Genomic DNA, 24,869 nt, shown 5'->3' on the forward strand with positions numbered 1-24,869 from the left:
TAAATGATCCGCATGTTTTCGACATCTGCCACCAGTCTGACCGCCTCCTCTGCAGTCAAGGGTGCCGGCCGGGTGCTGGCGGCGCTGGTGCTTTCTAGTGCCGCTGTCGGCGCGGCTCATGCCCAGGCATCCCAGGCCCCGGTCAAGATCGGCTTCGTCAATACCGAGCGGATCTTCCGCGACGCCGCGCCGGCCAAGGCCGCCCAGGCCAAGATCGAAGCCGACTTCAAGAAGCGCGATGCCGAGCTGCAAGACATGGCCAATCGCCTGCGCACCCAGTCCGAGCAGCTGGACAAGGACAGCGCCGTACTGTCCGAATCCGATCGCACCCGCCGCCAGCGCGACCTGAGCGACCTCGACAAGGACTTCCAGCGCAAGCGCCGCGAGTTCCAGGAGGACCTGAACCAGCGCCGCAACGAGGAGCTCTCGCAGATCCTCGAGCGCGCCAACCGCGTGATCAAGCAGATCGCCGAGCAGGAAAACTACGACCTGATCTTCCAGGAAGCCGTCGTGGTCAGCCCGCGTGTCGACATCACCGACAAGGTCCTGAAGGCCCTGAACAGCGGCGCCAAGTAATTGCGCCGCTCTCGCATGTTCCTGTCGTCCGCGCGAGCTTCGCATGCCCATCCTGCTTGACACGACCAAGGCGCCGGTACTGCAAAGGCTGCTCGACGAAACCGATACCAGCGGGTTGACGTGGACGATCGAGCCGGGGGGGGCGCAAGCGCTCCCCAGCGCCGAAGTCGTGGTCGCGGGCATCGCGAATCTCGAGCACGCGGGGCCGCAGGAACTGAGTTTCGTCGCCAATCCCCGTTACCAGTCGCAACTGATCGATGCGCGCGCAGCGGTCGTGCTGGTCACGGCCGAGGTGGCGCAAGCCTATCGCGAAAGCCTCTCGCAGGCAGGCCGCGCCGAGCAGGCGCTGCCGCTGGTGGTCTGCAATTCGCCCTATCTGCTGTTCGCGCGGATCGGGCAATGGTTCGACCGGCAATTGCATCCCCAGCCCGCCGGCTCCATCCATCCGTCGGCCGTCGTCGCGCCCGACGCCAGCGTCGATCCCAGCGCCCACGTGGGGCCGCTCGCGGTCATCGAGGCCGGCGCGCAGATCGGGCCGCGCGCCCGCATCGGTGCGGGTTGCGTCGTGGGCGAGGGCTGCCGCGTCGGCGCCGATACGGTGCTGCATCCGCGTGTCACGCTGTACCGGGGGGTCAGCATGGGCGCGCGTTGCGTCGTCTTGTCGGGAGCGGTCATCGGCGATGACGGCTTCGGGTTCGCGCCCGATCCGTCCCGGGCCAAGGGAGCCTGGACCAAGATCCCGCAGTTCGGGGGCGTGCGTATCGGCGATGACGTCGAGATCGGCGCCAACACCACCATCGATCGCGGCGCGCTGGACGACACCGTGATCGGCAACGGCGTCAAGATCGACAACCAGATCATGATCGGCCACAACTGCCGCATCGGCGACCACACCGCGATGGCGGCCTGCGTGGGCATCGCCGGATCGACCACCATCGGCCAGCGCTGTTCCATCGGCGGGGCCGCGATGATAGGGGGCCACCTGAAGATCGGCGACGACGTCTTCATCTCGGCGGCAACCCCGGTGCACAGCAACATCGACAAGCCGGGGCAGTACACTGGTTTCTTCCCGATGACCGAGCACGCCCAGTGGGAGCGCAACGCGGTCGCTGTCAGGCACCTGGCCACCATGGCCAAGCGGATCAAGGCGCTGGAAAAGAAGTAAAAGGCGGGCGGGCGCCGCAGCGGCCCGCCGCGCATCAAATACTGGAATCTGTATGGAAATGGACATCAAGGGGATACTCGACCATTTGCCGCATCGCTATCCGATGCTGCTGATCGATCGGGTCATCGACGTCAAGCCCGGGGAATCCATCCTCGCGATCAAGAACGTGTCGATCAACGAACCGTTCTTCACCGGCCATTTCCCGCACCATCCCGTCATGCCGGGCGTGCTGATCCTCGAGGCCATGGCCCAGGCGGCCGCCATCACGTCGTTCACCGCGGCCGGCAAGAAGCCCGACGACAACACGGTGTACTACTTCGTCGGCATCGACGGCGCCCGCTTCAAGCGGCCCGTGGTCCCGGGGGACCAGCTGCGCCTGGAGGTCAACGTCGAGCGTTCGTCGCGCGGCATCTGGAAGTACAACGGCAAGGCGCTGGTGGACGGACAGGTCGCGGCCGAGGCGGACCTGATGTGCACCATGCGCATCCTTGAACCCTGACGGAAGGTTTTCGTGGCGAGGATACATCCCACCGCTATCGTCGATCCGGCCGCCCGGCTGGACGACAGCGTGACGGTCGGCCCCTTCAGCATGATCGGGCCGAACGTGCGCATCGGCGCCGACACCGAGATCGGACCGCATTGCGTCATCGACGGCCATACGACGATAGGGCGCGGCAACCGCTTCTTCCCGTCGTGCTCGATCGGTGCCGAGCCGCAGGACAAGAAGTACGCCGGCGAGCCCACCCGCCTGGAGATCGGCGACGGCAACACGATACGCGAATGCTGCACCATCAACACCGGCACGGTGCAGGACGCGGGTGCGACGCGCCTGGGCAACGACAACTGGATCATGGCCTACGTGCACGTGGCCCATGATTGCCAGCTGGGCAGCCACATCATCCTGGCCAACGGCACGCAGCTGGCCGGCCATGTGCACATCGGCGACCACGTATTCCTGGGCGGCATGACCGGCGTGCACCAGTTCGTCAAGATCGGCGCGCATGCCATGACCAGCGTCCATTCCACGCTGCTGCAGGACCTGCCGCCCTTCGTCACGTCCTCGGGCAGTCCGGCCAGGGCCGTCGGCATCAACGTCGAGGGCCTGAAGCGGCGCGGTTTCACGCCGGCGCAGATCTCCGGACTGCGGGCCGCCTACAAGACGCTGTACCGCCAGGGCCTGACGCTGGACGAGGCGCGCGCGGCGCTCCAGGCCAGGCGTGCCGAGGATCCCGAGCTCGATGCTCCGCTGTCCACCTTGCTGGCCTTCCTCGATACCGCCACGCGCGGTATCGTGCGCTGACGGAGGCCGGCGTGCCGGATGAGGGCAGGGCGTCCATCGGCATGGTGGCGGGAGAGCCTTCGGGCGACCTGCTGGCGGCCACGGTGGTCGAGGCCCTGCACGAGCGGGCGCCGCAACTGGCGCTGGCGGGCATAGGCGGCCCCAACATGCAGGCCCAGGGTTTCGATGCCTGGTATCCCATGCACAAGCTGGCCGTGAACGGCTACGCCGACGTCCTGATGCACCTGCCCGAGCTGCTCAACATCCGCCGCAGCCTGCGCGAGCGCTGGCTGGCCGAACGGCCGGCGGCCTTCGTCGGGGTCGACGCGCCCGATTTCAATTTCGGCCTGGAGCATGCCCTGCGCGAGGGCGGCATCCCCACCGTGCATTTCATCGGCCCCTCGCTGTGGGCCTGGCGGGGGGAACGCATCAACAAGATCCGCGACGCCGTCTCCCACATGCTGGTGGTGTTCCCGTTCGAGGAGCAGATCTATCGCGACGCCGGCGTTCCCGTGACCTACGTGGGCCACCCGCTGGCGCGCCTCGTCCAGCGCGTGCCCGACCGCGCCGCGGCCAGGGCCCGCCACGGCATAGCCGCCGGCGCGCGGGTGCTGGCGCTGATGCCCGGCAGCCGGGCCGGCGAGGTTCGACACCTGGCTCCGCGCTTCCTGGCCGCGGCCAAGCTGCTGCAGGCGCGCGATCCGGGCCTGCATCTGTGGGCGCCCATGGCCAACGCCGAGCGCGAGCGCGAGTTCCTGGCGCACGCCGCGGCCGTGGGGGGGCTGGCCAACCTGCATACCGTCATAGGCGGCACGCACGACATCCTGGCCGCCTGCAACGCCGTCCTGGTTGCCAGCGGCACCGCCACGCTGGAGGCCGCGCTGTTCAAGCGCCCCATGGTGATTTCCTACGTGCTGCCGCGATTGTCATGGTGGATCATGCGGCGCCAGGCCTATCTGCCCTGGGTGGGACTGCCCAACGTGCTGTGCCGCGACACGGTCGTGCCCGAGCTGCTGCAGGACGAGGCCACGCCGCGCGCGCTGGCCGACGCGGCCTGGAAGGCGCTGACCGACGAGGCCGCCACCCGCCGGCTGGAAGAGCGCTTCACCGCCTTGCATGACGACCTCGTGCGCGACACGCCCGCCCTGGCCAGCCAGGCGATCCTGGAGGTGGCGGGCCATGGCTGAGAAGGGCTGGGTGCAGACCGAGCTGGGCTGGACCGCGGTGGAATCGCCGGGAGCGGACCTGTTGTCGGCCTTCGATGCCCAGACGCTGCTGACCCTGCGCGTGGCGGGCGTGGACGAAGCCGGCCGGGGGCCCTTGGCCGGGCCGGTCTACGCGGCGGCCGTCATCCTCGATCCGGCCCGTCCGGTCGACGGCCTGAACGATTCCAAGATGCTGAGCGAGCGCGCCCGCGACGAACTCGCCCCGCTGATCCAGGAGCGCGCGCTGGCCTGGTGCGTGGCCAGCGTCAGCGTGGCCGAGATCGACGCGCTGAACATCCTGAACGCCACCATGCTGGCCATGCGGCGGGCCGTCGAGGGGCTGGGCTGCGTGCCCGACCTGGTGCAGGTGGACGGCAACCGTGCGCCGGCGCTGGCCTGCCGGGTGCAGACCGTGATCGGCGGCGATGCGCAGGTACAGGCGATCTCGGCGGCGTCCATCCTGGCCAAGACCGCGCGCGATGCCGAACTGGTCCGGCTGCACGCCAGCTACCCCATGTACGGCTTCGACCGGCACAAGGGCTACGGCACGCCAGACCACCTGCGTTGCCTGCTGGAACACGGCCCGTGCCCGGAACACCGCCGCAGTTTCGAGCCCGTGCGCCGGGCCCTGGGCATACCCGAGCCGGAAACGCCGCTGGCCCGGGTAATGGACAGCCTGCTGCCCTGGGACGACCTGCCCGAACCCGAGGCGCCGGCCCCGCGCCGCCGCCATGCCAAGCGCGCCTAGCCGCGCGGATCGCCGCCTGGAAGACCGACCATGAAACGCATCGCCTCGCGCGACAATCCGCTATTCAAGTCGCTGCGCAAGCTGACGCAGGCCTCGCAGGCACGGCGCGAGGCCGGCCTGTCCGTGCTGGAAGGCGTGCACCTGTGCCAGGCCTACCTGCAATGGCGGGGCCTGCCCCGGCATGCGGTGTTCGACGCGCGGCGGCTGGAAGGCGAGCGGGCCAGCGCCGAAGTCATGGCCTTGCGCGACCAGGTGCCGGCCGACCGCCAGGTCTGGCTGGACGGCAACCTGATCGACGACCTGGAGCACGTGCAGGCCGGCCAGGGCGTGGTGTTCGTGGTCGAGACGCCGGCGCCGCCGCTGCCCGAGCGCGTCACGCAAGGCTGCGTGCTGCTCGACCGCGTCCAGGACCCCGGCAACGTCGGCGCCATCCTGCGCACCTGCGCGGCGGCCGGCGTGCGCCACGTCTTCCTGTCGGACGAGACCGCCTTCGCCTGGTCGCCCAAGGTGCTGCGTTCGGGGCAGGGGGCGCATTTCTCGCTGACCATCCATGAGCGGGTCGATCTGCGGGCCCTGCTGGCGCGCCTGGACCTGCCGCTGGTGGCCACCACGCTGGACGATGCCGTGGGCCTTTACCAGGCCGCGCTGCCGCGGCACTGCGCCTGGGTATTCGGCAATGAAGGGCAGGGCGTGCGCGCCGAACTTCAGGCCGCCGCGGCGCTGCGGGTGCGCATTCCGCAGGAGCCGGCGGCCGAGTCGCTGAACGTCGGGGCGGCGGTGGCGGTGTGCCTGTTCGAGCATCGGCGCCGGTTCGTTCCGGGTTAGGGCCCAGCCGCGGCTCCAAGGTTGCATGCGCGTTTCAACGCGGCATGCGGACCGCGTACTCCTGTCATGTTCCATCGCTACGCTGTGCGGCTTTCGTGGCATGGAAACAAGCAGGACATGAACAAGAAGGACAACATTCTCGCCCCGGACACGCTCCGCAAGCTGGAAGGACTGCCCGACCGGCAGCGCCGCTTGCTGATGAAGGCGGGCTTCGGATTGTCGCTGGGCGGCACGGCATTGCTGCTGTCGGCCTGCGGCGGCGATGACGCGCCGCCGCAGACGGGCAATCCCGGGGACGGCAACGGCGGAGACGGCGAGCAGCCATCCACCCTGGTGTCCAGCTTCGCGCTGGCGGTGCTGCCCGATACCCAGTTCTATGCGCGCTATGCGACCGAGGCCGAGAACACGCAGTTCCAGCGCAAGTACGGATCGACGCCGTTCCGCGCGCAGACGAACTGGATCGCGCAAAACGCCAAGAGCCTGAAGATCCCGTTCACCATCCATCTGGGCGACGTGGTGGACCAGCAGGGCAAGCCGGCCCAGTGGCAGGTCGCCGACGACGCGATGAAGGTGCTGGAGGAAGCCAGGCTGCCGTACTCCATCCTGGCGGGCAACCACGACGTGATCCGCGACGTGGACTATGTCGACGAGAGCAGCCAGGCCTCGAACACCGACGCCCAGCGCAACCTGGCCGCCGAGCCGTACCTGAAGTGGTTCCCGACCGAACGCGCGAAGCAGCAGGCGACGTTCGGCGGCCGCGATGCGTCCGGGTTCCACGAGTTCCACATCTTCGAGGCCGACGGCAACCGGTTCCTGGTGCTGTCGCTGTCGTGGCGCGCGTCGGACGCGGCCATCGCCTGGGCGCGCAAGGTGCTGGCGGATCATCCGACCCTGCCCGCCATCCTGGTCAACCACCAGTTGCTGAACATCGCCGCGGACGGCGCGAGCCCGCTGGAGGTTCCGTACGGCAAGATGCTGTGGGAGAAGCTGATCCGGGACAACGACCAGATCTTCATGACGCTGAACGGCCACTATCACGGCGCCTCGCGCCTGACCAAGACCAACGACTATGGCAACGCGGTCGAGGAAATGGTGGTCGACTACCAGATGGCCTACATGGGCGGCAACGGGCTGATGCGCCTGTACGAGTTCGACCTGACCCGCAACAAGATCAAGGTCCTGTCGTTCTCGCCGTGGGTGCCGCAGAAGCCCGCCGATACGCTGAACGACTTCGACGTGGCGGTGCTGACCGAGGCCAACCAGCAATTCGAGATCGACTTCGATTTCAAGAAGCGCTTCGCCCGCTTCAACCCCGGTTTCAAGACGCCCGAGGCGGGCAACGAGCCGATCAACGATCGTGCCAAGGCCGCCATCCTGGCGACCTATGAGGAACCGGAAACGGTGGAGAAGAAGCCCGCCGCCGACGAGAACGACTACCCGCTGGTGGCGTCCACGGTGGCGCACTGGCGCTTCTTCGGCGGAACGCCCGGCAGCGTGGTGCCGGTGGGCCAGGTGGTGGCGGACACGACCGGCAGGAATCCGGTGTATCGCGAGGCCCTGACCTTTAACGGCGCCACGATAGGGCAGGAGGGCGACCTGACCTGGACCGACGACCGTCATTACCTGTCCGCGGCGCCCGGCAGCGTGCGCTTCGCCAATACGACCACGAGTCCGCTGCGCATGAGCTATTTCACGACGCGCGCGGATGCCCAGGTCAACACGGCCACCCTGGATGCCGGCTACACCGTCGAGGCCTTCATCAAGGTCGACAGCAGCTGGACCGCCAGCCAGAACGCGTGGATGAACATCATGGAGCGCGACGGCCGGCGTGGCCAGATCCCCGGTTTCGCGGGCGGAGACGGCGACGAATGCCCCATCATCTTCTCGATCTCGAGCCTGCGGGAAGTGCAATGGGAAGTGCTGCCCAACAGCCCGGGCAGCAAGTCTCCCGCGGCCAACTGGTCGGGCGAGATCATCGCCGGCAAATGGGTGCACATCGCCATCGTCAACGATCCGGCCTTGAACGAGACCATCATGTACGTGGAAGGGGCGCCGGTGCTGCGCAACGCGGCCAACGCGCCGGGCATCGCCTACCGCAAGTCCACCGACCGCATGGTGATCGGCGGCGGCGCGTATGCCGGCGAGCGCACCAACGGCTTCCTGGGCAACATCGGCGAGATCCGCATCTGCGCCGAGCCGCTGCCCCCGGCCAAATGGCTGACGGCGCGCCGCGCCTGATCCTCAGGCGGCGTACACCGACTCGAAGGACTTGAACCCCTTCACCTCGATGGGGTTGCCGAACGGGTCGGTGAAGAACATGGTCCATTGTTCGCCGGGCTGGCCCTGGAAGCGGACCTGCGGCTCCAGCACGAATTCCGTGCCGGCCTCCCGCAGGCGCCGCGCCAGCGCCTGCCAGTCGTCCAGCAGCAGGATCACGCCCAGGTGCGGCATGGGCACGAGCTTGTCGCCCACGTGGCCGGTGCGCTCGGTCTTGAACGGCGTGCCCAGGTGCAGCGAGATCTGGTGTCCGAAGAAGTCGAAATCGACCCAGGTGTCGGTGCTGCGCCCCTCGGCGCAGCCCAGGACGTCGCCATAGAAGCGGCGCGCCTGGGCGAGGTCGGTGACGTTATAGGCCAGGTGGAAGATCGATTGCATGATGACGGTCGGTGCATGAAAGATGACGGGTCAGGCCGGAACGGGCAGGCGCCGGGTTTCCCAGACCTGCGGGTTGACCAGGTGGGCCGGCCGGCGTGCCGCCAGGACCTCGATGATCTGGTCGGCGCACTGTTCGGCGGCGGCGCGCAGGGCCTCGTCCGTGCTGCCGGCAGTGTGGGGCGTCAGCAGCGCGTTGTCCAGTCCGCACAGCGGATGGCCGGCGGGCAGGGGCTCCTGCTCGAATACGTCCAGCGCGGCGCCGGCGATGCGGCGGTCGCGCAGCGCCGCAGCCAGCGCGTCGGTGTCGATCAGGTCGGCGCGCGCGGTGTTGACCAGGATGGCCGTCGGCTTCATGCGCGCCAGCGCGCGCGCGTCGATCATGTGCCGGGTATCGGCCCGGGAAGGACGGTGCAGCGACACCACGTCGGCCTGCGCCAGCAGCTCGTCCAGCGCCGGGCAGGGCTGCGCCCCCTGGGCGGTGATCTCGCCGGCGGGCACGGCCGGCGAATACACGATGACCCGCATGCCCAGGCCATGCAGGGCAATGGCCGCGGTCAGCCGGCCGATGGTGCCGAAGCCGACGATGCCCAGGGTCTTGCCGTGCAGTTCCTGCAGGCCGGGCCGATAGCGGTAGTCCCAGTCGCCGGCGCGCACCGCGTGGTCGCAGGCGGCCAGCCGCTTGGCCACCGCCAGCATCTGCATGACGGCGTGCTCGGCCACCGAGCGGGCGTTCGCGGTGGGGGTGTAGACGATGGGTATCGACAGCGCCGTGGCGCGCGCCACGTCGATCTTGTTGGTGCCTATGCCGTGGTTGGCGATCACGGCCAGTTGCGCGCCGGCCTCGACGGCGGCGGTATCCAGTCCGGCGTTGCGCGTGATCACGGCCTGGCAGGGAGCGATCTCGCGGGCCACGGTGGCCATGTCGGCCGAACTGGCCATGCGGGCTTCGATACCGGCGGCCCGCAGGCGGGCGATGCCGGCGGGGTGGATGGGCTGGACAACCAGGCAGACGGGTGGCTTCATCGTGTTCCTAGGAAAAGAGAGTCAGGGAGCGGCCAGAACGTCGGCCAGCAGGCGCGTGCCCAGCGCGAAGTCGTCCATGTCCATGTGTTCGTCGGGATTGTGCGAACCGTGGTCGTTGCGCACGAACACCATGCCGGTGGGTACGCCGCGCTGGGCGAACACCGCCGCGTCGTGTCCCGCGCCGCTGGCCATGCGGCGCGCGGCGATGCCGTGGCGGGCGGCGGCGGCTTCCAGCGACCGCTGGATGCCCGCATCCATCAGCGCCGGTTCCGAGCCGGTGCGCGGGCCCAGTTCGATGCGCGTGCCGGTCGCCTGTTCCAGCCGGCGCGCATGGGCGTCCAGCAGGGCGTCGACCTCGTCCAGCACCGCGCGGTCCTGGCTGCGTACGTCCACGCACAGGTCCACTTCGCCGGCCACCTTGCTGAAGGCGTGCTGGGCGGGATTGGTGCAGAACTTGCCGAAGGTCACGACCAGGTCGCGGCCTTGCGCCTCCAGCCGTTCCCAGTCGTCGTCGATGGCGGCCACCAGCAGGGCGGCGGCGCGCACGGCATCGCGCCGTCCGGCGCGCGGTACGGCGCCCGAATGGGCATAGCTGCCCAGGACGCGGGCATCGCGATGGCGCAGGCTGCCCCGTATGCCGGTGACGATGCCCACCGGCAGCGCGTCGTCCACCAGCACGGGACCTTGCTCGATGTGCAGCTCGACGAAGCGGGCGATGCGCGCCGGATCCAGCCAGGCACTGCCGAACGCGGCCGGGTCGCCGCCGCATTCGGCCAGGTGCTCGGCCAGCGGGCGGCCGGTGTCGGCGCGCCGCAATTGCAGCGCGTCGCGGCCGACCAGGCCGAAGGCGGCCTTGCTGCCCAGGTAGGAATAGGGAAACCAGGTGCTTTCCTCGGCGCGCACGGCCATCACCGTCACGTCCGCCGGAGGCACGAATCCGGCCGCCCGCCAACCCGCCAGCACCGCCAGCCCGGCCACCACGCCGGCGGCGCCGTCGTAGTTGCCGCCGGCCGGCACCGAGTCCAGGTGCGACCCCGTCATGACGCGGGGTGCCTGCCGGTCCCGGCCGGGCAGCGTCAGGTACAGGTTCAGCGCGGCGTCGCGCGCGATCTCCAGGTCCAGCGCGCGGGCAAGGCGCGTGGCCTCGTCATGCGCGCGCTGTTCCCCCGGGCCGTAGGCATCGCGCGTGATGCCCACGCCGTCGTGGCCATCGCGGCGCAACTGCGCGAACAGCGTCTTGGCCAGCGCGAGGTCGGGCGGCGGGACGTTCATCGCGCGGACGGCAGCGCGTAGCTGGATTCGTCGATGGGATCGAGCTGGTGCTCCAGCAGCGTGCCGTGGCCGGTAATGGACGTGCGCAGGCCCAGCAGGCGCAGGCAGGCCCAGAAGCACGCCTGGTTGCTGGTCACGACCGGCTTGCCCAGCTCGCTTTCGATCTCGGCGATGACGTCGAAGGTGGCGAGGTTGGTGCACGAGATGAAGATGGCATCGGCCTCGGGCCGGTCGATCGCGCGGGCCAGGCGGAACACCATCTCGGGCGGCACGCGGCCGATGCCGCGGCGTTCCTCCTGCGTTTCGCCCAGGCGCAGGCCTTGCAGGGTCAGTACGTCGAAGCCGTAGTCGCGCAGGAATTTGTCCTCGCTCTCGTTGACGAAATCGACGTAGGGCGTGCCCACGGCGATCCTGCGGGCGCCCAGCGCGCGCAGCGCCGCCACGACGGCGCCGGCGGTGGCGATGGCGGGGGTGCCGGTGCGCTGGCTCATGTTGCGGATCAGTTCCGGCAGCGGGCAGATGATCGAGCCCGAGGTGCAGCCGTAGGCCACCACGTCGACCTCGGCCGTGGCCAGTTCGTCGGCGGCGCCGTTCACCGCCTCGGCCATCTTGTAGTAGGACTCCTCGGTGGCGGGGCCCAGCAGCATGGCGCGGGCGGTATGGATGGTCACGCCCTCGGGCGCGAGGCGCCAGAACTCGGGTTCGTTGACGGTGTTGGTGGACGGCACGATCAGGCCGATCTTGGCTTTCCAGCCGTAGGGGCTGTACATGGCGACTGCTTTCATCGAAGACTCCTGGTCTATGAAGGAATGGGGGGCTAGCGGCCCGCCGCGCGCTTGAGCTGCTGCGCGGCCGAGCTGAAGGTGTTGAACAGCGCCGCGGCGTCGTTGGCATAGGGCATCCACCGGATGCCGCGGCCTATCCATTCGGCGGCGCTGGCCGGGTCCTGGCAACTGAAGCCCCAGGGCACGTCGTGGCGCTGGCAGGTGGCGATGACGTGCTCGGTGGCCTCGACCATGCGCGCATGCTTCATGTCGCCGGGCACGCCCAGCGCCTGCGACAGGTCGTCGGGCCCGATCATGACGGCGTCCAGTCCCGGCACGCGGCAGATGGCGTCCAGGTTGTCCAGGCCGCGTTGCGACTCCATCATCGCCACCGTCAGGGTGTGCTCGTTCATGGCCTGGATCTGCTCCAGCGGCTGGGTCAGCCGGACGTAGTCGGTGTGCGGGCCGCGCATGTTCAGGATGCGTTCGCCGCGCGGGTGGTACTTGGTGGCGCGCAGGATGGATTCGAGCTGCCCGGCCGTCTCCACGTTGGGCAGCAGCAGGCCCATGGCGCCGGCGTCCAGCGGCCGCGTGTAGTCGTGCGGCTGCGTGCCCGCGGGCCGCACGATGGGCACGATGCCGGCTTCACGCGCGACCAGGCACAGCGTGCCGACCTCGGCGATGGTGAAGTCGCTGTGCTCCATCTCGATCAGCACGAAGTCCAGGCCCGTCACGGCCAGGAGCTTCATGAAGCGCGGATGGTGCACCAGCGTGGCCCAGGTGCCGAAGGCCGGCTTGCCGGCCCGCCAGAGCGCTTTCAGCGGATTGTTGCGCATGGCCGCTCCCTATGCCTGGAACGACATCTGGCTGAACTTCCTGGCGGCCTCGGCCAGGTAGTCCACCGCGGCGTTCCATACCTGGTGCCCCTGCTCGGCGGTGGCGCCGGTCGGGTCGCCCTGGGTGCCGATGGGAGCATAGTCGCTGATGTCGCTGAATACCGAGAAGCTGGACTTGCCCAGGCTGACCTTGCCGCTGGACACTGTCTTGACGCCGTCCACGAAGGGGCGCAGCGATTCGGTGGCCTGGGCGCGGTCCATGAAGACCAGCTCCGGGCACTTGGCCAGCGCCACCGAGGTCACCATTTCCGAGGCATGGCCCGAGGGCGATTTCCTGGTCTTGAATTCGACGCCGCCGACGTCGCGCATCACCGTGAAGACGTCGATGGTGCCGCCCACCGCGCCATGGCGCCGGCGCAGATTGCGGCAGACGCTTTCGATCGGCCCGAGCGAGCCGGCATGGATGTTGACGAACATGAAATGGCGAAAGCCCTGGCCGGCCAGGCCGTCGCACATCTCGTCCAGGTAGCGTTCCAGCGTGGCCATGGACACCGACAGCGTGCCGGGGTAATCCAGGAACATGGCGGAGTAGTTGACCGGGATGATGGGCGTCACGGCAATGCCCGTCAGCGCACCGACCTCGGTGGCGATCATCTCGCACAGCCGCAGTTCCGTGCCCGTGGCCAGGTGCGAGCCGTATTGCTCGGTGGCGCCCACCGGGACCAGCAGGGTGTCGTGATTCTTCAGGTAGGCGCGGATGTCCGCATAGGTGCTGTGGTCGGTTCTCATGAAGCGTTCGTCTCGTTCAGGATGGCGGAAGGTCCGCCGTTGGGGTGAAGGGGTCATTGGTTCCAGGGCTTGGCCTTCCACAGCTCGCGCAGCGAGGTGTCCAGGCGCCGCAGGCTGTCCAGGTGTTCCTGCGGCGGCAGATAGCGCACGGGCAGGAAGGCTTTCTGCGCGCGGTCCAGGAACACCGGGTCGGCGGCGCAGGTGCGGATGGCGTCGGATAGTGTCTTGACCACCTCGCGCGGCATGCCCTTGGGGCCGGCGAAGCCGCGCATGGAGCCCGCCACGATGTCGTAGCCGGCTTCCTTGAACGTGGGCAGGTCGGCGGCCACGGGCGAGCGGGTATCGCTCATCACGCCCAGGATGCGCCACGGCGATCCGTTGCGGAAACCCACGGCCTCGTCCACGTTGGCCATGGTGGAGTCGATCACCTTGCCCAGCAGCGCGGTGCGCGCGGGCGCCGCACCCTGGAACGGCACCGGGGTCAGTTCGATGCCGGCCGACTGCTCCAGCAGCAGGAGCGCGATGTGGCCGGCCGAGCCCACGCCTTGCGTACCCACGGTGATCCCGCCCGGTTTCGCCTTGGCCGCGCGCACCAGGTCCTGGATGGAGTGGATGCCGCTGTCGGCGTGCACGCTGATCGTGCCCGGCGCATCGGCCACGGCGCCCAGGAAGTCGAAGCTGGCGACGGTGTAGCGCGTCTGGCGCTCGATCGGGATGCTGACCACGCCGGGCGTGTTGACGATGCCCAGGGTATAGCCGTCGGGCGCGGCCGTGGCCAGCGCCGCCAGGCCGATGTCGCCGCTGGCGCCGGGGCGGTTGGTGACGACGATGGTGGCACCCTTGATCTGGCCTTCCATGCACTGGGCGACGGTGCGCGCGGTCAGGTCGGTGCCGGCGCCCGCGCTGAACGGCACGATCATGGTGATGGGGCGGTCGGGATAGGCGGCGTGCGCGGCGCAGGCGCCGGCCAGCGCGAGGGCGGAAAGAAGGAAGCGAAGGGCGGTTTTCATGGTGGCGGTCCGGTGCGGGGGGAACGAGGGGCTCGGCATCATTGATTCCAGGGCGAGGCCGCCCACAGTTTCTCGAACTGGCCCTGCATGCCCGTCAGCAGGAGCGCGTAGTCGTCGCGCGGCAGGTAGCGGACGTTCTGCTCGGCCCCCCGGGCCGCCTGGCGGAAGTCGGGGTCGTTGATGGCCTTGTCCACCAGCGCCGAGAGCGCCCTGAGCGTTTCCGGCGGCGTGCCGCGCGGCGCGCCCAGCCCGCGCAGCGAACCGCTTTCGATGGGATAGCCGGCCTCGGCGAAGGTGGGCAGGTCCGTCGCCATGGGGGACCGGCTGGACGCCATCTGGCCCAGGATGCGCCACTGCTTGCCCTTGGAAAAACCCAGGGCCTCGCCCAGGTTGGCGGTGGCGATGTCGATGTGGCCGCCCAGCAAGGCCGTTGCCACGTCCGCCGTGCCCTTGAAGGGCACGTGGCGCAGCCGTATGCCGGCGGCCTGCTCCAGCAGCAGCATGGAAATATGGCCGGCCGAGCCGACGCCGGCCGTCCCGTAGGTCAGCGTTCCCGGTGCCTTGCGAGCCGCGTCCACCAGTTCCTGGATACCGCGCAGCGGACTGTCGCCGCGCACGCTCAGGGTGCCGGGGTCGTCCACGATATTGGCGATCACGTCGAAACTGGACAGGCTGAACTGCGCCCGGCGTTCGATGGGAATGGTCAGTACGTTGGGCGTATTGAGGATGGACAGCGTGTAACCGTCGGGCGCCGCGTTGGCCACCGACGCCATGCCGATCTCGCCGCCGGCGCCGGCGCGGTTCACCACCACGACGCTGCGGCCCGCGTGCTTCTCCATGGTGCGCGCGAGGAGGCGGGCGGTCAGATCGGTGCCGGCGCCGGCCGAGAACGGCACCACGATGGTGATCGGTCGGTCCGGATAGGCATGGGCCGGCAGGGCCAGGGTCAGGGCCAGCGCGGCGGCCGCTAGAAAGGAGGGGATCTTCATACCTGCTGTTCCATTCAAGAGAGAGGGGCGAACGCGGGATTGCGCGCCGTCTCCTGGGTTATCAAGCAAGTGCTGTGCCATGAATTTGAAAGAAGTTTGATGTATTTATTTGGTTTTGAGTTTATTTAATTGTTTTTGGGCGAAGTTAACCCCGCTGCGGGGAGGGCAGTGTCCAGGGGTTCGAAGTGGGAAGGGACGCCAAGGCAGGCATCCATGACAGCCATGGTATAAACAAAAATCCTTAAACGAAAACGCTTTGTTTTTCGTCTGAGGTCAAATTTTTTTGATTATTTGGAGGAGGCCGTCGTGCTGCGCGAGCTGAAGACGTTTCTTGCGGTCGTGCGCTGGGGCACGTTCGCCGCGGCGGGGGCCCGCATCGGCCTGACGCAGTCGGCCGTCAGCGCCCAGATGCAACGCCTGGAGGAGGCGCTGGGCGCGCCCCTGTTCACCCGGACCGGACGCTCGGCCACGCTGAACGAGGCGGGAGAGGAAGCGGTGGAAATGGCTCGCCAGATCGTCGGGTTGTTCGACGAGCTGGCCGTGCGGGTGACCAGCCGCGAACTGCGCGGCACGGTCAGGATGGGGGCGATCCAGACCGCCCAGGTGGGCATGCTGCCCACGGCGCTGGGCATCCTGCGGGGCCGCCATCCCCTGGTATCGGTGCGGCTGGTGCACGGTTCGTCGCTGTTCCTGATCGGCCAGGTCGACAGCGGCGAGCTGGACGCCGCGCTGATGATCGCGCCGCCCTTCATGCTGCCGCGCGAGCTGCTATGGCAGCCGCTGGTGCGCGAACCCTTCGTGCTGGCGGTGCCGGAGGGCGTCCCGGGCGAGGACTGGCGCCAGTTGCTGGCCGCCCACCCCTTCATCCGCTACGACCGTGCCTCGTTCGGCGGGCGGGGGGTCGAGCATTTCCTGCGCCGGCACGACCTGCATGTCGAGGCCATGCTGGACATCGAGGACGTGGATGCCATGGTGGCGATGGTGGCGGCCGGGCTGGGCGTGTCGCTGGTGCCCATCACGCGCAGCAACAGCCTGCCGCCGGGCGTCCGGGCGGTCTCGCTGGGCAAGGACGTCTTCCACCGCGAGCTGGGCCTGGTCATGCCCCGCGAACCCAGGCGGCGCGAACTGCTGAACGTGCTGCGCGAGTGCTTGGAGGTCGCGGCCCGGCCCCATGCGGCCGAAAGCGAGGCGCTGGCGCGCCCGCCGCGGCCTGCTTCCTGACTTAATAGAACCGGCCTTCCAGCCCGATCTTCTGCAGCACGGTGGTCGAGATTTCCTCTATCGACTTGGTGGTGGTCGACAGCCAGCGGATGCTTTCGCGGCGCATCAGCTTCTCGGCCTCGGCCACCTCGTAGCGGCACTGCTCCAGCGAGGCATAGCGGCTGTCGGGGCGGCGCTCGTTGCGGACCTCGGCCAGGCGCTCGGGCTGGATGGTCAGCCCGAACAGCTTGTTGCGGTGAGGCAGGATGGCCGAGGGCAGGGCGTCGCGCTCGAAGTCGTCGGGAATCAGCGGCACGTTGGCGGCCTTGATCCCGTACTGCATGGCCAGGTACAGGCTGGTGGGCGTCTTGCCGCAGCGCGACACGCCCACCAGGATCACGTCGGCCTGTTCCAGGCCCTTGATGAACTGTCCGTCGTCGTGCGCCAGGCTGAAGTTGATGGCCTCGATCCGGCTCTGGTACTGCTTGGTGTTGGCCATGTTGTGCGAGCGGCCGATCGAATGGCTGGACTTGATGTTCAGTTCCTGCTCGATGGGCTCGACGAAGGTCGAGAACAGGTCCAGGAACAGGCCGTTGGCCTGGCGCACGCGGGTATTGATCTCGGAATTGACCAGGGTGCTGAAGACGATGGGGCGCTGCCCGTCCGCCGTGAAGGCGGCGTCGATCCGCGCGGCCACGTCGGCGGCCTTGTCCACCGAATCAATGAAAGGAAGCCTGATATGGCGGAAGCGGGCGTTCTCGAACTGCGCCAGGACCGAGTGGGCGAAGGTCTCGGCGGTGATGCCGGTGCCGTCGGAGACCACGAATACGGTGCGCAGGTACGAATTCGCGGCGGGGGCGGGTTGAGGCATGGATATCTCGCAAAAACAGGGTTTCCGGGGGTGGGAAAGGCAAACGAAGCAAGCAATGTGCAGAAAGGCCGGCGGCCGGCGTACAATCCGGGGATTACCCCGGTTACGCATGGCGCACGCCCAGGCTTACGGAGCCCTGGGCCGCGGCGGAGGCGGGTTTGGCCAGCACACCACGCATTGCGGCGCGGAATCGCCCGGCGCGTGTGCTCGCCAAACAAGCTTTCTTGCCATTGTAATAGGGGACTTTCATGTCTTATGTTGTGCCGTTCGAGCAACTCCGGATGACGGATGTTGACTCGGTAGGAGGAAAGAACGCCTCACTTGGAGAGATGATCAGCCAGCTCACCGGCGCCGGAGTCCGCGTGCCCGGGGGCTTTGCCACGACGGCAGAGGCTTTCCGCGATTTCCTGAAGGATTCGGGCCTGGATACCCGGATCAACGAACGCCTGTCTTCCCTGAATCCGGAAGACGTGCGCGCGCTCGCCGAAACCGGCGCGGAAATCCGGCAATGGATCGTCGATGCTCCGTTCTCGGCCAAGTTCGAGAAGGACATCCGTGAAGCGTTCGCCAAGCTCGACGCCGACGGCAAGGGTTCGTTCGCCGTCCGTTCGTCCGCCACCGCCGAAGACCTGCCCGACGCCTCGTTCGCCGGCCAGCAGGAAACCTTCCTGAACGTGGTCGGCATCGACGACGTGTTGGACAAGATCCGCCACGTGTTCGCGTCGCTGTACAACGACCGCGCCATCTCGTATCGCGTGCACAAGGGCTTCGCCCATGCCGACGTGGCCTTGTCCGCCGGCATCCAGCGCATGGTCCGCTCCGACACCGGCGCGGCCGGCGTCATGTTCACCATCGACACCGAATCGGGCTTCCCCGACGTCGTCTTCATCACCTCGTCCTACGGCCTGGGCGAGACGGTGGTGCAGGGCGCGGTCAACCCCGACGAGTTCTACGTCTTCAAGCCCACGCTGGAAGCCGGCAAGTATCCCATCGTCAGCCGCCGCATCGGCTCCAAGCTGATCAAGATGGAATTCGACCCGGCCCGCACCGAAGGCCGCGCCGTGCGCACGGTCGACGTCGCGCCCGAACAGCGCAACCGCTTCTCGCTGTCCGATGACGACGTGATCGAGCTGGCGCGCTACGCCGTCATCATCGAAAAGCACTACGGCCGTCCCATGGACATCGAATGGGGCCGCGACGGCAACGACGGCAAGATCTACATCCTGCAGGCCCGCCCGGAAACCGTGAAGTCGCAGCAGTCCGGCAACGACGTGCAGCAGCGCTACCGCCTGAAGGCCACCGGCAACGTGCTGGTCACGGGCCGCGCCATCGGCCAGAAGATCGGCTCGGGCCCGGTGCGCCTGGTGGCCGACATCGCCGACATGGACAAGGTCCAGCCCGGCGACGTGCTGGTCACCGACATGACCGATCCCAACTGGGAACCGGTCATGAAGCGCGCCTCGGCCATCGTCACCAACCGTGGCGGCCGCACCTGCCACGCGGCCATCATCGCGCGCGAACTGGGCATCCCGGCGGTCGTCGGTAGCGGCGACGCCACCAGCGTGCTGGCCGACGGCGCCATGGTCACCGTGTCCTGCGCCGAAGGCGACGAGGGCCGGATCTACGACGGCCTGCTGGAAACCGAGGTCGAGGAAGTCCGACGCGGCGAAATGCCCGCCATCGACGTCAAGATCATGATGAACGTGGGCAACCCGCAGCTCGCCTACGACTTCGCGCAGATCCCGAACGGCGGCGTGGGCCTGGCCCGCCTGGAATTCATCATCAACAACAACATCGGCATCCACCCCAAGGCCATCCTCGACTATCCGAATGTCGACGGCGACCTGAAGAAGGCGGTGGAATCGGTGGCCCGGGGCTACGCCAGCCCGCGCGCGTTCTTCGTCGACAAGCTGGCCGAGGGCATCGCAACGATCGCGGCGGCCTTCTATCCCAAGCCGGTCATCGTGCGCATGTCCGACTTCAAGTCGAACGAATACCGCAAGCTCATCGGCGGCTCGCGCTACGAGCCCGAGGAAGAGAACCCCATGCTGGGCTTCCGCGGCGCCTCGCGCTACATCGCCGACGAGTTCGCCGAGTGCTTCCGCATGGAATGCGAGGCGCTGCGCCGCGTGCGCCAGGACATGGGCCTGACCAACGTCGAGATCATGGTTCCCTTCGTGCGCACGCTCAAACAGGCCGAGCGCGTGGTCGGCCTCCTGGCCGACAACCAGCTCAAGCGCGGCGAGAACGGCCTGCGCCTGATCATGATGTGCGAAGTCCCGTCCAACGCCGTGCTGGCCGAGCAGTTCCTCGAATACTTCGACGGCTTCTCGATCGGTTCGAACGACCTGACCCAGCTCACCCTGGGCCTGGACCGCGACTCGGGCCTGGAACTGCTGGCCGCAGACTTCGACGAGCGCGATCCGGCCGTCCAGGCGCTGCTGCAGCGTGCCATCGAGGCTTGCCTGAAGGCGGGCAAGTACGTCGGCATCTGCGGCCAAGGTCCTTCGGATCATCCAGACTTCGCGGTCTGGCTGAAGGACCAGGGCATCAAGTCGATCTCGCTGAATCCGGATACGGTGGTCGATACTTGGAAGAAGTTGGCTGAATAGGATCCCCCCTACGCGCTGACGCGCGCCCCCCAGGGGGCGGCACTGGTGGACCGGCGGAGCCGGATCCACCGTGCCCCCGGCGTTCTTCTATTTGCCGATGTGGCGGTGGGCGTTCCTGCAAATTGCCTCGACCAGTGTCTGATGGAGCGCGACCGGCAAGTCGTGGCCCATGCCCTCGATCAGTAGAAGTTCCGCGCCGGGGATGGAAGCCGCCGTATCCTCGCCGCAGGCCGGCGGGATCAACGCATCGTCGCGGCCATGCACCACCAGGGTCGGGACACGGATAGAGGCAAGCCTTGGCCGTATGTCCCCCGTGGCGGCTATCGCGGCGATCTGCCGTCCGAAACCGGCCGGATCGTAGGCGCGGCGGGACTCTTCCAGAATCATGGCGCGGTGCGCTTCTCGATCGATAGGGAAGCCGGTGCCGCCGATGCGGGTCGCAAACGCGAGGCCATGCGCGACGAACCCCTCTTCGTCATCAACGGGGTGGGGCGCCCGCCTGGTCAGCATCGCCATGATGTCGGGCGCCGCCGAAGGCAGACCGGGGTTGCCCGTGCTGGACATGATGGAAGCCAGCGACGACACGCGCCGCGGGTGATCACCGGCCATCAGTTGCGCGATCATGCCGCCCATCGAGCGACCGACGACGTGTGCGCGCTCGATGGACAGGGCGTCCAGCAGGCCGATGGCGTCTGCCGCCATGTCATCGAGGGTGTAAGGCACGTCCGGCTTCCGGCCCGCCGCGATGGCCGTTGCCAAAGCCGCGAAATCCGGAGTGGGGGCGTCCGTGAAATGCGTCGACAGACCCGCATCCCGGTTGTCGAAGCGGATGATGCGAAAACCCTTTGCCACAAGGCTTAGGCAGAAGGGATCCGTCCAGCGGATCATCTGGGCGCCAAGACCCGGAATAAGCAGGATGGTGTCGTCGTTTTCGTCGCCCAGACTGTCGTAGCAGACGGTGATGCCGTTGGCTTGCAGGGACTTCATGTTCTTCAACTCGTCTTTTCGGTCTGCGTCAACGGAAGGAGACGAGCGTCTTCGAGAGCCGCCGTTCTATGGCCCATGCCCGCCAGATACTCCGCATTGTTCGCGAAATCCAGGAATGACTCGGCGCTGCGTTGCCTGACCATCATGGCCAGGTCCCAGCGTTCGTTTTCCGGGCCGATCAGGAGCGGGCCGCCAGTGCCGAGGAACAGAAGGTCTCCGCCGCTTGCGCGCAGGAACGGCAGCGTGTGGTGGACATAGCGATCGAACGCCTGCGCGCCGCTGATGGGTTCTTCCGGTGCCAGTTCCGGGTTTGCGGCGTAGTCGGCAATCTCGCGAAAGCGCAGCAGGTTCAACATGACGACGTTGCCCTGCATTTTCCTCATGACGAATGCGCGACCGGATTGCTGCGTGGGCTCCAGGTAGGGAGCGAATGGGGCGGTCGATGCCATCTTCAGAATTTTCCTGTTCGGTCCGAGTCTGAATAAATTTTACCCGGGTAAAATATCGTCGTCAATATTACCCGGGTAAATATTTGAGGGCGCCCGTCCGCCGGGGGCTTTGCCGTTGCCGCGGCCTCTTGTCCGGCCTCAGCCTACGGATGCCTCGTAGGTCCAACTGCCTATGGTCAGCGTTTCCTTGCCGCCAGCCGTGGCGAAGTGCAGTTCGTACAGGTCGCGGCCGGCGTTGGCGGGGATCTTGACGGTCATGCCGGCGCGGTCGGCGGCCAGCGGGGCCAGGAGTTGGTATTCGGGCGAGCCGTCGTCGTAGCTGCTATTGCGCACCAGGATGTAGCCCGGCAGCTCGGGCAGGCTGCCCAGTGTGGCGTAGGGTGTGCCGCCCAGGGTGGACGGCATGGTCGTGGGGGATTCGTTGATGACCGTCCAGGTCTTGCCCAGCCGCGCCTGCCAGGCGGCGCCCAGCGGCGCCAGCGGAAGCAGTTGCTGGCCCACGGGCAGCGTCGTTTCGCTGTAGCCGGCGCCGAACAGGGGGCCGCGCAGCATCAGGTAGCGATAGCGGTAGGGCTGGCCGTTCGCGTCGGTGCCGGACACGACCTCGAAGCGGTAGCTGATGGGGGCGTCGTTGCCCCACCACCACCCGTCGCTGCGATAACTGTATCTGGCACCGCCGTTCATCGGCTGCCAGGCGGTGCCGTTCCAGGACGACAGCGAGAAGCTGCCGTCCTGGTTGGCGGTGACCCGGGTGGGCTGGTTGTAGTTGGCGTACACGCCCACGGCGTCGGCCAGCCCGGGCGATGCCGCCGCGGGCGGCGCGGCATGGGCGACCAGCGGCGGCAGGGCGCGTATCGTGCCGTCCTCGACCAGGGCGCGCAGCAGCACGCCTTCGGCCAGCGCGCCGGCGCGATACGTATCGGGGCGTTGCGCGTTGCCCGTGTTGCCGGTCACCATCAGGGCCAGCCGCTGGTCCGGCAGGACGTAGAAGTCGCTCGAGAAAAAGGTCGTGCCGCCATTCTTCTGCCAGGCCCGGACGCCTGCCGCGGCCAGCCCGGGATGCCGCACGCTGTCCCAGCCCAGCCCCCATACCCATTCCGGCGAGGGATTGATGGCTAGGCCCGTGGTCTGGTCGGTGCCCATCTGCGCGATGCCGTCGGCCGACACGATGCGCCGCGACTGGTAGGTGCCGCGTTCGAGCAGCATGCGGGCGAGCTTCATCATGTCGCCGGGCGTGGCGGCCAGGCCGCCCGTGGCCAGCGGATTGACGAACTCCTGGGGATATTGCCTGCCGCCCGAATAAGGCAGCGCGAACGAGCCGCCCGTGGGCTTCTTCGTCAGGAAGCCGGAGTCGGCCATGCCCAGCGGCGTCAGGATGTTGGCCTGGACGAAGCTGGCGTAGTCCTGCCGGGCCAGGGCCGCCACCACCCGTTCGATCATCGTGAAGCCGTCGTTGCAATAGACCGCCAGTTCGCCCGGCAGGTGCTTCAGGTGCTGGTTGGCCAGAGCCGCTTCGGCATGGGCCGCGTAGCCCGGTATGGGTTCGAAGGCAAAGGCATCGCGCATGCTGGTGCCCGGCAGGCCCGAGGAATGCGAAAGCAGGTGCCGGGTCGTGATCAGCGCATACTCGGGCGACAGCATGGCGAAGCCCGGCAGGTAGCGCGCCACGGGTGCGTCCAGGTCCAGCAGTCCGCGGTCCCGCAGGATCATGGCGGCCAGCGCCGCCAGCACCTTGCTGACCGAACCGATGTTGAAGCGGGTCAGGACGGTGGCCGCCACGTTGTCCTGGACCGAGGCGCGGCCGAAGGCCTGCTGCCAGACTACGGTGCCGTTCTTGAGCAGGGCAATCGAGACCGCGGCCACGTTGCCGGGATCGCCGGCCAGGGCGCGCGCGATTTCCTGCCGGCCCCACTCGATCGTTTGCGCATAGGCGGCGGGCGTCGGGCCGTCGCCCCCTCCGCAGCCGGGCAGGACCGCGGCCAGCATGCCGGCACCGCCATAGCCCAGGAACTGCCGCCGGCTGGCGGATGACGGATAGGCGGGAGTGGGGGCGGGCGGTATGCGCATGGGGGTTCCTCCGGTGGCCGGGCGGCATTTCCCCCAGGCAGGCATAATAGAGGCAGATACGTCACTGCGGCACGTTTCGTGCCGCGCGGCCGAGCCGGCGGGCCGCGTCCGCTCTCGCTCGAAGGAGGCAACTATGAATCCCGCCTGGGTATGGTTCGGTCTGATGGCCCTGGCCCTGATCGGCGAAGTCATGACCGGCACCTTCTATCTGCTGATGGTCGCCGTCGGCTTCGCCGTGGCCGGCATCGCGGCCTGGCTGGGCGTGGACATCGCCTGGCAACTGGTGCTGTGCGCGGCGGCGGTGGTGCTTTGCACGCTGCTGCTCAAGCGCCTGAACGTGCTGAAGAAACGGGGAGGGCCGCCGTCTTCCAACGCCAACGTCAACATGGACATCGGCCAGACCGTCAAGGTCGACGCCTGGAACGAAGACCGCACCGCACGTGTCTGGTATCGTGGGGCGCACTGGCAGGCCGAGCTCGCTCCCGGGGCCGAGCCGGTCGCCGGGCAGTTCGTGATTACCGAGATGCGCGGCAACAGCCTCGTTCTTTCGCCCACTCGCTAAGGCCGTTGCGGACGGCCTTCCCGTATCGCTGGCATCACTCATAAGGAAGCACCATGAGCGCATCCACCATCGTCCTGCTGGTCATCGTTTTCCTGGCCATCCTCATCGTCGTCAAGGCCATTGCCATCGTTCCGCAGCAGCATGCGTGGGTGGTCGAGCGCCTGGGCAAGTTCGACCGCGTGCTGTCGCCCGGCGCCGGCTTCGTCATCCCCTTCATCGAGCGCGTGGCCTACAAGCATTCGCTCAAGGAAATCCCGCTGGACGTGCCCAGCCAGGTCTGCATCACGCGCGACAACACCCAGCTGCAGGTGGACGGCATCCTGTATTTCCAGGTCACCGACGCGATGCGCGCCTCGTACGGTTCGTCCAACTACATCGTCGCCATCACCCAGCTGGCCCAGACCACGCTGCGCTCGGTCATCGGCAAGCTGGAACTGGACCGCACCTTCGAGGAGCGCGAGCAGATCAACAGCAGCATCGTCAGCGCGCTGGACGAGGCTGCGCTAAACTGGGGCGTGAAGGTGCTGCGCTACGAGATCAAGGACCTGACGCCGCCGGCCGAGATCCTGCGCGCCATGCAGGCCCAGATCACCGCCGAGCGCGAGAAGCGGGCCCTGATCGCGGCCTCCGAAGGCCGCCGCCAGGAACAGATCAACATCGCCACCGGCGAGCGCGAGGCCGCCATCGCGCGTTCCGAGGGCGAGAAGCAGGCCCAGATCAACCAGGCCCAGGGCGAGGCCACCGCCGTGGTGACCGTGGCGGATGCTACCGCCAAGGCCATCATCCAGGTGGCCGAGGCCATCAAGCACCCCGGCGGCATGGAAGCGGTCAACCTCAAGGTGGCCGAGCGCTACGTCGACGCCTTCGGCAACCTGGCCAAGACCAACAACACCCTGATCGTGCCCGCCAACGTCAGCGACATCAGCGGCCTGATCGCCTCGGCGCTGACCGTGGTCAAGGGCACCCAGGCCGGCCAGGGCTGAAC

General features: G+C 67.9%; 24 protein-coding genes. 12 read left to right on the forward strand and 12 right to left on the reverse strand.

The window, feature by feature from the left end:
• The first annotated feature begins 12 nt into the window (after window positions 1–12).
• The 8 genes from N5K27_RS11475 (at window position 13) to N5K27_RS11510 (ending at window position 8,036) form a co-directional block, all read left to right on the forward strand.
• Window positions 13–576, forward strand: a complete 564-nt coding sequence (locus tag N5K27_RS11475; RefSeq protein ID WP_087837430.1) for an OmpH family outer membrane protein — start codon at window positions 13–15, stop codon at window positions 574–576.
• A gap of 43 nt (window positions 577–619) precedes the next feature.
• Entirely contained in the window at window positions 620–1,741 is a 1,122-nt protein-coding gene (gene lpxD, locus N5K27_RS11480; protein ID WP_087837397.1) for a UDP-3-O-(3-hydroxymyristoyl)glucosamine N-acyltransferase, read from the forward strand.
• Window positions 1,742–1,793: 52 nt separating this feature from the next.
• Complete coding sequence (fabZ, locus tag N5K27_RS11485) at window positions 1,794–2,240, forward strand: 3-hydroxyacyl-ACP dehydratase FabZ (RefSeq protein WP_087837396.1); 447 nt, start codon at window positions 1,794–1,796, stop codon at window positions 2,238–2,240.
• Between the two features lie 12 nt (window positions 2,241–2,252).
• On the forward strand, window positions 2,253–3,041 hold the full coding sequence (gene lpxA / locus N5K27_RS11490; RefSeq protein ID WP_087837395.1) for an acyl-ACP--UDP-N-acetylglucosamine O-acyltransferase: 789 nt from the start codon (window positions 2,253–2,255) through the stop codon (window positions 3,039–3,041).
• A 41-nt stretch (window positions 3,042–3,082) separates the two neighbouring features.
• Window positions 3,083–4,207 carry a lipid-A-disaccharide synthase gene (gene lpxB, locus N5K27_RS11495; protein WP_087837429.1) on the forward strand — a complete coding sequence of 375 codons (1,125 nt, stop codon included), beginning with the start codon at window positions 3,083–3,085 and terminating at the stop codon, window positions 4,205–4,207.
• Window positions 4,208–4,244: 37 nt separating this feature from the next.
• Window positions 4,245–4,973: a ribonuclease HII gene (gene rnhB, locus N5K27_RS11500; protein ID WP_279816591.1), complete on the forward strand. Its 729-nt coding sequence runs from the start codon at window positions 4,245–4,247 to the stop codon at window positions 4,971–4,973.
• Between the two features lie 30 nt (window positions 4,974–5,003).
• On the forward strand, window positions 5,004–5,798 hold the full coding sequence (locus tag N5K27_RS11505) for an RNA methyltransferase (RefSeq protein ID WP_087837393.1): 795 nt from the start codon (window positions 5,004–5,006) through the stop codon (window positions 5,796–5,798).
• Between the two features lie 117 nt (window positions 5,799–5,915).
• Window positions 5,916–8,036 (forward strand): LamG-like jellyroll fold domain-containing protein, encoded by a 2,121-nt coding sequence (locus N5K27_RS11510; RefSeq protein WP_087837392.1) that lies wholly within the window; start codon window positions 5,916–5,918, stop codon window positions 8,034–8,036.
• A 3-nt stretch (window positions 8,037–8,039) separates the two neighbouring features.
• On the opposite strand, the gene N5K27_RS11515 is transcribed toward N5K27_RS11510, so the two are convergent.
• The 8 genes from N5K27_RS11515 to N5K27_RS11550 are packed head-to-tail and all read right to left on the reverse strand — an operon-like array spanning window position 8,040 to window position 15,136.
• Entirely contained in the window at window positions 8,040–8,453 is a 414-nt protein-coding gene (locus N5K27_RS11515) for a VOC family protein (protein ID WP_087837391.1), read from the reverse strand.
• Window positions 8,454–8,483: 30 nt separating this feature from the next.
• Window positions 8,484–9,476, reverse strand: a complete 993-nt coding sequence (locus tag N5K27_RS11520) for a hydroxyacid dehydrogenase (protein WP_279816515.1) — start codon at window positions 9,474–9,476, stop codon at window positions 8,484–8,486.
• 21 nt (window positions 9,477–9,497) lie between these two features.
• Entirely contained in the window at window positions 9,498–10,748 is a 1,251-nt protein-coding gene (locus N5K27_RS11525) for a Zn-dependent hydrolase (protein WP_087837389.1), read from the reverse strand.
• Entirely contained in the window at window positions 10,745–11,533 is a 789-nt protein-coding gene (locus N5K27_RS11530) for an aspartate/glutamate racemase family protein (protein WP_087837388.1), read from the reverse strand. Before N5K27_RS11530 ends, N5K27_RS11525 begins: the two co-directional genes overlap by 4 nt.
• Window positions 11,534–11,565: 32 nt before the next feature.
• The gene (locus N5K27_RS11535; protein WP_087837387.1) at window positions 11,566–12,348 is read right to left on the reverse strand and encodes an aldolase/citrate lyase family protein; all 783 of its coding nucleotides are present in this window, start codon (window positions 12,346–12,348) and stop codon (window positions 11,566–11,568) included.
• A gap of 9 nt (window positions 12,349–12,357) precedes the next feature.
• The gene (locus N5K27_RS11540) at window positions 12,358–13,137 is read right to left on the reverse strand and encodes a creatininase family protein (RefSeq protein ID WP_279816521.1); all 780 of its coding nucleotides are present in this window, start codon (window positions 13,135–13,137) and stop codon (window positions 12,358–12,360) included.
• A gap of 53 nt (window positions 13,138–13,190) precedes the next feature.
• The gene (locus N5K27_RS11545; RefSeq protein ID WP_087837428.1) at window positions 13,191–14,147 is read right to left on the reverse strand and encodes a tripartite tricarboxylate transporter substrate binding protein; all 957 of its coding nucleotides are present in this window, start codon (window positions 14,145–14,147) and stop codon (window positions 13,191–13,193) included.
• Between the two features lie 38 nt (window positions 14,148–14,185).
• Window positions 14,186–15,136: a tripartite tricarboxylate transporter substrate binding protein gene (locus tag N5K27_RS11550; protein ID WP_087837385.1), complete on the reverse strand. Its 951-nt coding sequence runs from the start codon at window positions 15,134–15,136 to the stop codon at window positions 14,186–14,188.
• A 306-nt stretch (window positions 15,137–15,442) separates the two neighbouring features.
• On the opposite strand from N5K27_RS11550, the gene N5K27_RS11555 reads away from it, so the two are divergent.
• Window positions 15,443–16,357 (forward strand): LysR substrate-binding domain-containing protein, encoded by a 915-nt coding sequence (locus N5K27_RS11555; protein ID WP_243724336.1) that lies wholly within the window; start codon window positions 15,443–15,445, stop codon window positions 16,355–16,357.
• Between the two features lies 1 nt (window position 16,358).
• Here N5K27_RS11555 and N5K27_RS11560 read toward each other — a convergent pair whose 3' ends face one another.
• Entirely contained in the window at window positions 16,359–17,207 is an 849-nt protein-coding gene (locus N5K27_RS11560; RefSeq protein ID WP_087837383.1) for a pyruvate, water dikinase regulatory protein, read from the reverse strand.
• 248 nt (window positions 17,208–17,455) lie between these two features.
• Between N5K27_RS11560 and ppsA the strand changes: the two genes are divergently transcribed.
• On the forward strand, window positions 17,456–19,819 hold the full coding sequence (gene ppsA / locus N5K27_RS11565; RefSeq protein ID WP_279816529.1) for a phosphoenolpyruvate synthase: 2,364 nt from the start codon (window positions 17,456–17,458) through the stop codon (window positions 19,817–19,819).
• An 87-nt stretch (window positions 19,820–19,906) separates the two neighbouring features.
• Here the strand turns inward: ppsA and N5K27_RS11570 are convergent, their stop codons facing one another.
• The 3 genes from N5K27_RS11570 to N5K27_RS11580 form a co-directional block, all read right to left on the reverse strand.
• Entirely contained in the window at window positions 19,907–20,806 is a 900-nt protein-coding gene (locus N5K27_RS11570; RefSeq protein ID WP_279816532.1) for an alpha/beta fold hydrolase, read from the reverse strand.
• Window positions 20,807–20,811: 5 nt separating this feature from the next.
• Window positions 20,812–21,255 carry a DUF1330 domain-containing protein gene (locus N5K27_RS11575; RefSeq protein ID WP_279816534.1) on the reverse strand — a complete coding sequence of 148 codons (444 nt, stop codon included), beginning with the start codon at window positions 21,253–21,255 and terminating at the stop codon, window positions 20,812–20,814.
• A 138-nt stretch (window positions 21,256–21,393) separates the two neighbouring features.
• Window positions 21,394–23,322 carry a serine hydrolase domain-containing protein gene (locus N5K27_RS11580; RefSeq protein ID WP_279816536.1) on the reverse strand — a complete coding sequence of 643 codons (1,929 nt, stop codon included), beginning with the start codon at window positions 23,320–23,322 and terminating at the stop codon, window positions 21,394–21,396.
• A 133-nt stretch (window positions 23,323–23,455) separates the two neighbouring features.
• Here N5K27_RS11580 and N5K27_RS11585 point away from each other — a divergent pair, with 133 nt between their 5' ends.
• Both N5K27_RS11585 and N5K27_RS11590 read left to right on the forward strand, forming a co-directional pair.
• Complete coding sequence (locus tag N5K27_RS11585) at window positions 23,456–23,884, forward strand: NfeD family protein (RefSeq protein ID WP_087837380.1); 429 nt, start codon at window positions 23,456–23,458, stop codon at window positions 23,882–23,884.
• 53 nt (window positions 23,885–23,937) lie between these two features.
• Window positions 23,938–24,867, forward strand: coding sequence for a stomatin-like protein (locus tag N5K27_RS11590; RefSeq protein WP_087837379.1), 930 nt, complete (start codon window positions 23,938–23,940; stop codon window positions 24,865–24,867).
• The last annotated feature ends 2 nt before the right edge of the window (window positions 24,868–24,869 follow it).

Origin of the sequence: Pigmentiphaga sp. GD03639 (genome assembly GCF_029845405.1) — a bacterium.
Taxonomy (GTDB): Bacteria; Pseudomonadota; Gammaproteobacteria; order Burkholderiales; family Burkholderiaceae_B; genus Pigmentiphaga; species Pigmentiphaga daeguensis.